Origin of the sequence: Pseudoxanthomonas winnipegensis, from assembly GCF_004283755.1 — a bacterium.
Classification (GTDB): domain Bacteria; phylum Pseudomonadota; class Gammaproteobacteria; order Xanthomonadales; family Xanthomonadaceae; genus Pseudoxanthomonas_A; species Pseudoxanthomonas_A winnipegensis.
This window is the reverse complement of the sequence record NZ_SHMH01000010.1, coordinates 153,276-165,236: the sequence shown is the minus strand read 5'-3', so window position 1 is coordinate 165,236 and position 11,961 is coordinate 153,276. Positions and strand designations below refer to the sequence as shown.

Sequence of the window (11,961 nt, the reverse complement as noted above, 5' to 3'; positions counted from 1 at the left end):
TCCTCCCGTTCGAGGATGGCAAGGGCGCCGCGCGCATGCGCGCGGGGCCGAAGGCTTGAAAGGCGCGCGGGCGGCGCGTCCGGCGGCGCCCGCGGGTGGTGCTCAGGCGGCGGCGCGCAGCCGGTGGACGGCCTGGACGTCCTTGCCCGCTTCCAGCGGCAGCAGGTCGAAGTCGAACTCGATGTCCTGGTAGGTCTCGGCCTCGAAGCCCAGCGCCTTGCCGCCCTCGCCGGTCTTCACCGGCGGCACCAGGCCATCGCGCGTGGCGAAGGCGAAGTCGTCCCACAGCAGCGGATCGCCGTCGATGTTGAACTGCGTGGTCAGCCTGCGGTGGTCGTCGCCGCTGACGAAGAAGTGCACGTGCGCGGGACGGTTGCCATGCCGCGCCAGACGGTTGAGCAGCTGCTGGGTGGCGCCCTGCGGCGGGCAGCCATAGCCCACCGGCATGCGGGTCAGGAACTCGTAGCGCCCGTCCGGCCCGGTCTTGACCGTGCCGCGCAGGTTGAACTCGGTCTGCGCCCCGGTCGGGTCGAAGTGCGAATAGAAGCCCTTGGAATTGGCATGCCAGCATTCCACCAGCGCCCCGGCCAGCGGCGCGCCGTCCTGGCCGCGCACCACGCCGTGGATGCGCAGCGGGCCGGCGTCCGGATCGGGATCGCGGTCGATGCGCGCGCTGCGCACGGTGACCGGGGCGCCGGCCACGTACAGCGGGCCCTCGATCGTGCGCGGCGTTCCGCCGTTGATCCCGGCCAGGCGATCCTCCTCGTCCAAGCGCATGTCGATGTAGTGCTCCAGGCCGATGCCGGCGGCCAGCAGCGCCGCCTCGTTGTCCTGGCCGAGCTTGTTGAGATAGTTGATGCCGGCCCAGATCTCGTCCGGGGTCAGGTCCAGGTCCTCGATGGCCTTGAACAGGTCCGACAGGATGCGGTGCAGGACCTGCTTGGTCCGGGCATCGCCGTCCTGGCCGTCCAGATTGGCCACGGTGCGCAGGAAATCCTGCACGTCCTGGCTGGCGAAGATGCTGACGCTCATGCGATGTCTCCTCTTGGTGGCGAAGGCTGCCTTGTGACGTTCCCTCCCAGGGAGCGCACGCGGGAATGCGAAATCTCTAGCGGTCGTCCTCGTGCAGCGAGGACGGATGGCGGCACAGCGGCATCACCGCGATGTCCATGTAGGGGAACAGCGGCAGCGACAGCAGCAGCTCGTGCAGCTGCGCCGGGCTGTCCACGTCGAAGATCGACACGTTCGAGTACTGGCCGACGATGCGCCAGATATGGCGCCACTGGCCGCTGCGCTGCAGCTCCTGGAAGCGCGCCTTCTCGGTGGCCTTGAGCTCGGTCGCGCGGGCCGGATCCATGTCCAGCGGCAGCTTCACGTCCATGCGTACGTGGAAGAGCATGGCTCAGCCCTCCGTACCGGTGGGCGCGACCGTGGTGCGGCTGCGGTCGCGGCGGAAGGCGGCGATGCGCTCCTCGTCCAGGGCGATCCCCAAGCCCGGCGCGCTGGGCACCTCCAGATGGAAGTCGCGGTAGACCAGCGGCGCGGCCAGGATCTCCTCGGTCAGCAGCAGCGGCCCGAACAGCTCGGTGCCCCATTGCAGGCGCGGGAAGGTGGCGAACACATGCGCGGCGGCGATCGTGCCCACGCCACCTTCGAGCATGGTGCCGCCGTAGAGCTCGATGCCGGCCGCATCGGCGATGGCGCCGACCTTCTGCGCGGCGAGCAGGCCGCCGGACTGCTCGGTCTTGACCGCGAACACGTCCGCACCGCCCACCCTGGCCAGTTCGAACGCGCTGTCCGGGCCGGTCAGCACCTCGTCGGCCATCAGCGCGATGGGGAAGCGGCGCATCAGCCGGGTCAGGGCCGCGGCCGAGGCCACCGGCTGTTCGACCAGCTCGCAGCCGGCATCGGCCAGCGCCGGCAGCGCGCGCACCGCCTCGGTCTCGCTCCAGGCCATGTTGACGTCCACGCGCACGCTGGCGGCATCGCCCAGCGCGCGCTTGATCGCGGCCACGTGCGCCACGTCCTCGGCCACCGGCTTGCGCCCGATCTTGAGCTTGAACACGTTGTGCCGGCGCGCGGCCAGCATCGCCTCGGCCTCGGCGATGTCCCGGGCAGTGTCGCCCGAGGCCAGCGTCCAGGCCACGCCCAGGCGGTCGCGCACGCGTCCGCCCAGCAGCTCGGACAGCGGCAGGCCCACGCGCTTGCCCTGCGCATCCAGCAGCGCGGTCTCGACGGCGCACTTGGCGAAGTGGTTGCCCTTGACCAGCTTGCCCACGCGCGCCATCAGCGCCTGCACGCGGCGCGCATCGCTGCCCAGCAGGACCGGCGTGACATAGGTGTCGATGGCCAGCTTCATGCCTTCGGGGCTCTCGGCGCCATAGGCCAGGCCGGCGATGGTGGTGCCCTCGCCCAGCCCGACCACGCCGTCGCTGCAGTGCAGGCGCACCAGCATCAGCGTCTGGCCGCTCATGGTGGCCACCGACAGGCGGTGCGGGCGGATGGTGGGCAGATCGATCAACAGCGTCTCCACCCGCTCGATCGTCGCGGCGGAGGTGGGGACGGGGGACAGGGTGCGCGGTTCCATGGGGTGGATTCTTGGGACCGACAGCGCGCCGCGTCCAAGACATGTTTGATCTGGATCGATACCCTGAAGGTATGATCTAGACCTAGAGCGGCGATTCTTCTGCTTTATTGCGCCGCATCATTACCTTTTCGTCATGGCCAAACTTTGGTCGAATGCCCATGGACCTGCGCCAGCTCAAGTACTTCGTCACCGTCGCCCGCGAGCGCAACTTCACCCGCGCCGCCGAACTGCTGCATATCGCCCAGCCGCCGCTGAGCCGCCAGATCCAGCAGCTGGAAGAGGACCTGGGCGTGACCCTGATCGTGCGCAGCAGCCGCCCCATCCGCCTCACCGACGCCGGCCGGCTGTTCTACGAGGAGGCCCAGCAGGTGCTGGGCCGCGTGGAACAGATGAAGGACGCCGCGCGCCGCGTCGGCCATGGCCAGCGCCGGGTGATCAACATCGGCTTCGTCGCCTCCACCCTCTACGGCGGCCTGCCCACCGTGGTGCGCCGGCTGCGCCAGGCGCTGCCCGACACCGACGTGCGGCTGGTGGAACTGATGTCCGGCCAGCAGGTCGAGGCGCTCAAGAGCGGCCGCATCGACATCGGCTTCGGCCGCCTGCGCACCAGCGACACCAGCGTCGAGCGCCTGGTGCTGCGCGAGGAGCGGCTGGTGGTGGCGATCCCGCCCGCCTTTCCCCTGGCCGGCGACGACGCGCCGCTGTCGCCGGCCGAGCTGAAGGGGCAGAAGCTGATCGTCTACCCCAGCGATCCGCGCCCCAGCTTCGCCGACCACGTGCTCTCGCTGCTGCGCGACCACGGCGTGCGCCCGCCCGAGGTGCAGGAGGTGCGCGAGCTGCAGACCGCCCTGGGCCTGGTCGCGGCCGAGACCGGCATCTGCCTGATCCCCGCCTCGGCGCGGTTGCAGCGCTCGGACCTGCACTACCGGCTGGTCGACGACGAACGCGCGACCTCGCCCATCATCCTCAGCTACCGCCACCACGAGGACGAGGCGCTGATCGGCCTGCTCAAGCGCCTGATCCGCGAGATGTACGCCGAGAAGCCCGCCTGGCTGGATGTGTCCTATAACCGGCTGCATGCGCCTTGATGCATAGAAGCAAGGTCTCGCAGCAGCCTGCCTGTAGAGCGGAGGTTGCTCCGCTGCTCTTCGTTCAGTTCGTGGGAAAGGCCCCAGCGGAGCAAGCTCCGCTCTACAGGGAGGAGCCCACTGAGCCGATCAGTTCGGGCTCGCCGGCGCCGGCCCCACCACATCGGCGACGCTGCTCACGCGCAGCGCCGCCTTGAGCGCAGCAGGGTCCACGCTGGAAGCGACCCGTACCTCCACCGGCTCGCCCGGCAGCAGGGTCAGCGCGTTGTCCGAGACCTGCGCATCCAGCGCGCCGAAGTCGATCCAGGCCATGCGCGCCAGCTGCGGCGAGGATAGCTCCAGCCGCAGGCCGGTATCGTCCTGCATCCAGCGCGCCTGCACCTTCGCCCGCGACCAGGCCAGCGCATAGGCCGGCTTGAAGTACACCACCTGGCGCGCGTCCGGTTCGCCGGCCACCTGCAGTTCGAACACCGCCACCGTGCGCGCCGGATCGGCCCGCCCCAGCAGCTGCGCGTCGCTGTAGCGGGCCACCTGTGTGGCCGACAGCGGCGCCAGCGTCAGCGTGCGGCGCTCCTCGCGCAGCACCTTGCCGTCCAGATCCATCACCCGCAGGCGCAAGGTGCCGGTGCGCGGCGTGGTGCGGTCGGAGATCACGCTCACTTCGGTCTCGCCCTGCGCGCGCAGCGCCGCCACCGTGACCGGTGCGAAGAAGCGTCGCGCCTGGAACTGCAGTGCCTTCCAGCGCCCGAACCAGTCGACCGAGGACCACGACGCGCCCGGCCAGACATCGTTGAGCTGCCAGTACAGCGAACCCATCGTGTACGGCCGGCTGGCGCGGTGATGCAGCGCGGCCAACGCGATGCCCTCGGCCTGCATGGCCTGGCTGGCCTGGACGAAGCTGGGGAAGTCGCGCGGCTGGCCGAACTCCATCGCGATGTAGTGCAGCAGGCGGGTATTGCCCTCGCCGGCCATGAACTTCTGGTGCGCGCGGATCACCGGCGTGTCGACCCCCTGCTCGGCCTTGGTGGCGAACGCGTCGATGGTGCGCAGCGCAGGCCAGGCCTGCAGCCCGTACTCGGACATGAAGCGCGGGGTGATGTCGAGATAGGCGGTCGGCGGCCGGGCCGGGTTGCCCCACACCTCCCAGTAGTGCATGTCGCCGCTGGAGGGGATGTTGGCCTGCTCGGCCAGGTCGTCGCTGGGCGAGCTGGCCCAGTAGGCGATGCCGCCGCCTTCGCGCGCCACCACCTCGCGCAGGTCGGTGCCGAACAGCTGCACATAGCCCTCCCAGACGCGCTGGGCGAAGGCCGGATCGGCCTCCTTCAGCGTCTTGCCCTGGCCCCAGGACTTCCACGCGGTCTCCTCCTCGTTGTTGCCGCACCACAGCACCAGCGAGGGATGGTTGCGCAGGCGGATCACCTGCTGGCGTGCCTCCTCGACCACGTTGGCGCGGAACGCCGGATCGTAGGCCGGCTGCATGCCGCCGCCGAACATGAAGTCCTGCCACACCAGCAGGCCCAGCTCGTCGGCGATGTCGAAGAAATCGTCGCTCTCGTAGTAACCGCCGCCCCAGTTGCGGACCATGTTCATGTTGGCGTCCACCGCCGACTGCAGCACGCGCCGCAGCTGCGCATGCGTCACCCTGGGCACGAACATGTCGAAGGGAATGACGTTGGCGCCCTTGGCGAACACCGGGATGCCGTTGATCACGAATTCGAAGCTGCGGCCGCCGGCGTCGGCCTCGCGGCGCAGCTCGACGCTGCGCAGGCCGATGCGGCGCGTGACCTGCGCCACGCCATGGCCCTGGTCATCGAGCAGCTCGAACGTATAGCGGTACAGCGGCTGCGCGCCGTAGCCGGCCGGGTACCAGCGCGCCGGCCGCGCCACCTGCACCGGCAGGGCGAGCTGCGCCTGGCCTGCCGCCAGCGCGACGCGCTGCTGCGCGGCCAGCGTGCGCGTGCCGTCCGGCGCGGTCTGCCACAGCCTCGCCTGGTAGTCGCCGGCGCGCTGCACCTCCAGCGTGGCCTGCGCGGTGAGCCTGGCGACCTGCTCGGTGACCTGGTCCTGGCGCAGGTGCAGGTCGGCCACCCGCAGCGTGTCCCAGCTCTCCAGCCGCACCGGCTGCCACACGCCGGCGGTGACATAGCGCGGACCCCAGTCCCAACCGTAGTGGTAACCGGGCTTGCGCACGAAGTTGGCCGTCATCGCATCGCGCGGCTCATCGCCGTAGGGCGAGGGATAGTTGCCGGCGATCTTGACCGGCATCGCCTGCACCTTGGGCAGCAGCGTGGCGATCGGCGAGCGCAGCACCACGCGCAGCTCGTTGCCGGTGGCGCGCAGCCGGCCGGTGACCGGCACTCGCCACTGGCGGAAGGCGTTGTCGGCCTGCAGCACGCGCGTGCCGTTGAGCGTCACCTCGGCGAAGGTGTCCAGCCCGTCGAACACCAGCTCGGTGTGCGCGGCCTGGCGCGCGACCGCATCGGCGTCAAACACCAGGCGGTACTCCCAGTCGCCCAGGCCGATCCACTGCAGCCCGGCCTCCGGCGCGCCGACATACGGGTCGGCGATCAGGCCGGCCTCGAACAGATCGGTATGCACCGTGCCCGGCACCTGCGCCGCCTGCCACGCGGTGAACCGGGGATGCGCCGCGGCCTGCGCGCTGCCAGGCAACAGGCGCAGCTGCCAGTGGCCCGTGGCGCCCAGGTCCTGCACGTTCATGGCCTGCAGGGGCGCGACGACCAGCCACAGCAACACGGCCAGCCAGGCACGCGACCACCGCAGCCCGGGCCGGGCGCTCGCCATCACACGTTCGATCATGGTGCTTCCGCCTTCCAGTAACGATCCAAGAACTGCTGGTGGGTCGGCATCGCCGCCACCGCTTCGGCCAAACGCTCGCGCGTGCCTTCGACGTAGCGGGCCAGCGCCTCCTGCGGCATGTCGTCCACGATCGGATGGTAGCCACGCGGCACGACGCCCTGCCCCAGCATCACCTGCACCCAGCTGGGCAGCGCGAAGAAATCCTCGCCGTTGCGGAAGTAGCGCCCGTCGGCGGCGAACAGCTCCATCGCCTCGCGCAGGCTCTCCGGGACCTGCATCGTCCGGCAGTCGCGCCAGAACGGCGTGTCCTCGCGCGTGGTGGCGTGGTAGTGCAGGATCAAAAAATCGCGCACGCGTTCGTACTCGAACGCCGACTCGCGGTTGTAGCGCTGCGCCAGCGGCGGGTCGAAGTCGCGCGTGGGGAACAAGGCCAGCAGCCGGCTGATGCCGGACTGGGCCAGGTACAGGCTGGTCGATTCCAGCGGCTCCAGGAAGCCGGCCGCCAGCCCCAGCGCCACCACATTGCCCTGCCAGAACCTGCGGCGCATGCCGGTCGTGAAGCGCAGCTGGCGCGGCTGTCCCTGCGGCGCGCCATCCAGATGCCCCAGCAGCGTGGCGGCGGCCTGGTCGTCGTCCACATAGGCGCTGGAATACACGTAGCCGTTGCCGGTGCGGTGCTGCAGCGGGATGCGCCACTGCCAGCCGGCGCCGCGCGCGGTGGCGCGCGTGTATGGCGCGATCGGCCCACTGCGCTCACACGGCACGGCCAGCGCGCGGTCGCAGCGCAGCCACTGCGACCAGTCGATGTAGCCGGCCTGCAGGGTCTGCTCGATCAACAGGCCGACGAAGCCCGAACAATCGACGAACAGCTCCCCTTCCACCTGCTGCCCACCGTCCAGCACGAGCGAGGTCACGTGACCGGTCTCGGGATGCTGGTGCACCTGCACGATGCGGCCTTCGATGCGTTCCACGCCACGCGCCTCGGACACCTGGCGCAGGTACTGCGCGTAGAGCCCGGCATCGAAGTGATAGGCATAGGCGATATCGGCCAGCGGCGAACCGGCCGGCGCATTCGCCACGCCCGGCACGAAGCGCTCCAGCGGCGCCATCACCGTCTGCAGCGAATACGCCCCGATCGGTTGCGCGCGTCCGGCCAGGAACCGCTTGAGCCAGAACTGGTGGAACGGCAGCGGCCCCTTGGACTGGCCGATCGTGCCGAAGCCGTGCACATAGCGCTCGCCGATCCGCCCCCAGTCCTCGAAGGCGATGCCCAGCTTGGCCGTGGCCTGCGTGCGCTGGGCGAACTCGCGCTCGTCCAGGCCCAGCACCTGCGCGTTGAAGGTGCGCATATGCGGCACGCTGGCCTCGCCCACGCCGACGATGCCGATCTGTTCGGATTCCACCAGGCGCACGCGCGCCTGCCGGCCCAGGTACGTGGCCAGCGCCGCGGCGGCCATCCAGCCGGCGCTGCCGCCGCCGACCACCACCACGCTGCCGATGCGGTTGTCACCCATGCGTGTATCCGTTGGCGATGCTGTAGCCACTGTTCCGCATCATGCTCGAAGAAGAGGTTTCTTCGCCGGAGTACGGCGACATGCGCTTGCTGACGACATGCGCGGGCCGGTGAGCGGACTTCGCCGACCAGTCTCGCCCCGGTCAGGCGCGGCTCCTCGGCTCGGTCCGCAATCTACGGCGGACTCGCCGCCGCGTTCCATCCTGGCCCGCTCTCCGCGCGCCCGACCGGGTCGAGGCTCTGCAACGAATAGATCAGGACTTCTTAAAACTCGAAGGCATCGAGCAAGCGCTCTGCCCCCTCCCTTTCGCCGCAGGCGAAGGGGAGCTCGAAGTCGCGAACTAGCGACTGAGGGGGTGGGGTGCTGTTGCTTTTGCTTCTGTGGCTTGCCCGGTAAAGCCCCAACCCCTCCCCATCCCTCCCCTGCGCTGCGCGCAAGGGAGGGGGCTTAAACCGAAGCCCTCTAACCCGACGCACGAGGCAGCGGGCCGGCGGGCGGTGGCAGCGACGAGCGAGGCAGGAGCCGAGCGCCCGAATCAGGGCGCCGATGCCCTGATTGAGGGAAAAGCGGACACCGCCCGCCGGACCGCTGCCCTTCCGAAGCCGGAGAATCCGCCCTCCGAAGAAAGCCGCAACACCCCCAAACCAAGATGCCTCAATCCGGAGAAAACCAAAAAAAAAAAGCCCCACGCCCCCGGGGAGAGGCGCGGGAAGTCCCGCATCAGAACTTGTAGGTCAGGCCCAGGAACGCGATCCGACCGGCATAGCCGTTGGAGTTGAAACGCGCCTTGGTGTCGTTGCCCAGGTAGGTGCGCGTCTCTTCTTTGGTCAGGTTGAGGATCGAAGCGGTCAGGCTGAAGGCCGGCGTGAAGTTGTAGGCCGCGTTGAGGTCGATCTGCTGATACGGCTCCTCGTACACGTTCAGACCGCTGACCAGGCCGTCGACCACCTGGCCGCGCCGGTTGTAGGACGCGCGCAGCAGCAGCTTCTCGGTTTCGTAGAACACCGTCAGGTTGGTCTGGTTCTTGGCGCTGCCCACCAGCGGCGACTTGCCGATCTCGGTGCCGTCCTCCAGCGTGACCGGTGCCTCGTTGGTCTTGTTGTAGGTGTAGTTGAACTGCAGACCCAGGCCGAAATCGAAGGTGTGCTGCGCATAGACCTCCACGCCCTCGGACACCGCGTCGCGGCCGCTGGCGGTGGTGGAGTAGTTCTGCACCACCACGCTCTGCCCGCCGATGTTCTGGGTGACGTCCTGGACCACCGGCAGCAGGAAGTTGCTCACGTCCTTGCGGAACAGGCCGACGCCGGCGACCGAACCCGGATGGAAGTACCACTCCAGCCCTAAGTCGTACTGGTTGGCCTTGTAGGGCTCCAGCGCCTTGTTGCTGCCCGAGCCGTACCAGCCGGTCACGTCGCCGCCGCCGATCAGGCGCCGATCGTTGACGTATTCCTGGCTGTAGTACTGCAGGCCGCCGGGCGCGGCGATGTCGCCGTAGCTCGGTCGCGCCATCACCTTGGACGCCGCGCCGCGCAACACCAGGTTGTCGGTCAGGTCGTAGGCGATGTTGAAGCTCGGCAGGCGGTCCACGTAGCTGCGGTCCAGCGAGCTGACCACGAACGAGGAGATGTGGCCGCTGGCCGGGTTGGTCTGGCTGTCCGGCAGCGTGGTGAAGCCGCTGACGCAGCCCGAGCCCGCCGGCGCGCCGGCCGCCGGCAGGTTGCCCGGCAGGCAGGGTGCGGGATTGCCGGCCGCATCGTCGAAGAAGTAGTCGTTGTAGTAATCGACCCGGTCGGTGGAGTCGGCATGCTGGTCGGTGTGCACCAGGCGCAGGCCGATGTTGCCGCGCAGGCGCTCGGTGCGGAAGTTGGCCTGCAGATAAGCCGAATAGATCTTCTCGCCGACGTTGAAGACGAAGTTGTCTTCCTGCCGGGTCTGCATCGGCCCGTAGGTCTTGTTGAGATAGTCGATGTAGGCCGGATAGTTGATCGCCGGGAAGGCGTTGGTGTTGAACGCGCCGGCGATGTTGCCGATCTGCTCCGGATACAGGAACTGCGACTGGAACACCGAGGCGGCCGGATCGCAGCCGTTCTGGAAGCGGCTGTCGTAGTCGGACGGATCGGCGCCCTGGCAGACCCAGTAGTTGTTGCCGGTGCTGCGGCGCGTGCCACCGTCGCGGTACTTCATGCCGAACTGGATCGAATCGAGCACGCTGCCGGTCTCGCCGCGCCAGGTGAAGTCGCTCTGCGCGAACTTCTGCCAGGTGCTGTTGCGCGTCCACGACGAGCCGGTCGAGCCCAGGTCGATCTCGCCGATGCCGTTGCGCAGGTTGTTCATCAGCTCGGGCGAGACCTGCAGCGAGGGCGTGCCGGTCAGATCCCAGGCGGTGTAGTAGTTGCCCAGCGTGTAGGCGCCGGTGCCGTTGACCGTGGTGCCGTTGCTGCCGGCCGTGGTGGGCAGGCGCGGCTTGACCGGCATGGTCATCTGCACCTGCGGGCCGCCATCGGCCCAGGTGCGGCCGGCCTTGACCGCGATGTCCAGCCGCTCGCTGGTCCAGGCCAGCTCGAAGTCGGCCATCTGCGAACGCGCCTTCTCGCGGTTGTAGGAACCGGTCAGCCACGGCGTGGGGATGGTGCAGTCGTCAGGGCCCCAGCCGCCGGGCCGCATGCCGCCAGCCGCGGCGGCCGCCTCGCTGCAGTAGTAGGTCTTGTTCGGGTGCACGCTGTACTGCGCGCCGGTGACCACGGTGCCGCTGGGGTCCATGGTCAGCCCGTCCAGCAGGCGCCCGCCCGGCCAGTTGCCGTCGCCCGAGTAGCGGGCCAGGTTCCACTCCGGCACCGACAAGGTGTTGGTCTGCGAGTTCCGGTCCATGTCGAACCGGAAGTAGTTGGCGGTGAAGGTCAGATCGTCGGTCGGCTTGAACTGCAGGGTGATCTGCCCACCCTTGCGCTCGCGCTCCTCCTTCTCCGACTTGAAGTTCACGACGTTGGGCATCATGAAATTCGTGTAGTACTTGCCGTTCTGGTCGTAGAAGCCCGACTCGCCCCACCAGTAGCTGTCGAAGTTGGAGGGCTTGCCGTTGACGTCGGTGGCCGGATGGGCCTCGTTGTCGTCGCTGTACCAGTTCCAGGCGCTGGTATCCACGCCCAGGGTGCGCACGGTGCGCTTCTGCTGGGTGTAGCCGACGAACACGCCGAAGCGGTCGTCCTTGTCGTGCCAGGAATAGGAGCCGGAGAACTGACCGTCGGTCTTCTTGGTCGTGTCGGCCCAGGTGCCTTCGGCCGAGACGAAGCCGGTATTGGCCTCCTGCTCCAGCGGACGGCGCGTGTGCAGGATCACCGTGCCGCCGATGCCGCCCTCGTCCAGGCGCGCCTCGGGCGTCTTGAACAGCTCGGCGCTGGAGAGCATGTTCGACGGCAGCAGCGTGTAGTTGAACGAGCGCGTGGGATCGCCGTTGGTCTCGGCGCTGGCCACGTAGTTGCCGTTGAGCTCGGTCAGGGTCAGCTCGGAGGACAGGCCGCGCACGCTGACGTTCTTACCCTCGCCACCGTCGCGGGTGATGATCACGCCGGGCACGCGCTGCAGCGCGTCGGCCACGTTCTTGTCAGGGAATTTGCCCACGTCCTCGGCGGTGACCACTTCGACCACCGCATTGGCCTCACGCTTCTGATCCAGGCTCTGCTCGATCGAATAGCGGTAGCCGGTAACGGTGACCTTGTCCAGGTCGGTCGCCTGCTGCGGTGCGCTGGTCTGGGACGCGTCGGTCTGCGGCGCGTTGGCCGGGGCGGCATTGGCGGGCGCGGGCGTGGCGGCCTGCTGGGCCCAGCCTGGCGCGGAAGCCGCCGCGCAGCTGGCGGCGATGGCAAGCGCCAGCAGCTGGCGCTTGGGGAATGAGCTGTCGTTCATTGCGTCTCTCTCTCGTTGAATGAACTTCACGACGATGCGGTGGCGTGTACCA

Annotated in this window: 7 protein-coding genes; 1 reads left to right on the top strand and 6 read right to left on the bottom strand. The window is 68.8% G+C overall.

Annotated features, from left to right (window positions below):
- Window positions 1-102 precede the first annotated feature (102 nt).
- The 3 genes from catA to EAT51_RS18275 all read right to left on the bottom strand — a co-directional run bounded on the left by catA (window position 103) and on the right by EAT51_RS18275 (window position 2,587).
- On the bottom strand, window positions 103-1,032 hold the full coding sequence (gene catA / locus EAT51_RS18285; RefSeq protein WP_130561872.1) for a catechol 1,2-dioxygenase: 930 nt from the start codon (window positions 1,030-1,032) through the stop codon (window positions 103-105).
- A gap of 76 nt (window positions 1,033-1,108) precedes the next feature.
- A complete protein-coding gene (catC, locus tag EAT51_RS18280) occupies window positions 1,109-1,399 on the bottom strand; it encodes a muconolactone Delta-isomerase (RefSeq protein ID WP_130561871.1) in 291 nt (96 codons plus the stop codon).
- A gap of 3 nt (window positions 1,400-1,402) precedes the next feature.
- Window positions 1,403-2,587, bottom strand: a complete 1,185-nt coding sequence (locus tag EAT51_RS18275) for a muconate/chloromuconate family cycloisomerase (RefSeq protein WP_130561870.1) — start codon at window positions 2,585-2,587, stop codon at window positions 1,403-1,405.
- 158 nt (window positions 2,588-2,745) lie between these two features.
- On the opposite strand from EAT51_RS18275, the gene EAT51_RS18270 reads away from it, so the two are divergent.
- Complete coding sequence (locus tag EAT51_RS18270; RefSeq protein ID WP_130524331.1) at window positions 2,746-3,675, top strand: LysR family transcriptional regulator; 930 nt, start codon at window positions 2,746-2,748, stop codon at window positions 3,673-3,675.
- Window positions 3,676-3,804: 129 nt separating this feature from the next.
- On the opposite strand, the gene EAT51_RS18265 is transcribed toward EAT51_RS18270, so the two are convergent.
- From EAT51_RS18265 to EAT51_RS18255, 3 genes are all read right to left on the bottom strand, one after another.
- Complete coding sequence (locus EAT51_RS18265) at window positions 3,805-6,477, bottom strand: beta-mannosidase (protein WP_425599594.1); 2,673 nt, start codon at window positions 6,475-6,477, stop codon at window positions 3,805-3,807.
- An 11-nt stretch (window positions 6,478-6,488) separates the two neighbouring features.
- Window positions 6,489-8,006, bottom strand: a complete 1,518-nt coding sequence (locus tag EAT51_RS18260) for a tryptophan halogenase family protein (RefSeq protein ID WP_130561869.1) — start codon at window positions 8,004-8,006, stop codon at window positions 6,489-6,491.
- A gap of 720 nt (window positions 8,007-8,726) precedes the next feature.
- Complete coding sequence (locus EAT51_RS18255) at window positions 8,727-11,909, bottom strand: TonB-dependent receptor (protein ID WP_130561868.1); 3,183 nt, start codon at window positions 11,907-11,909, stop codon at window positions 8,727-8,729.
- Window positions 11,910-11,961 lie beyond the last annotated feature (52 nt).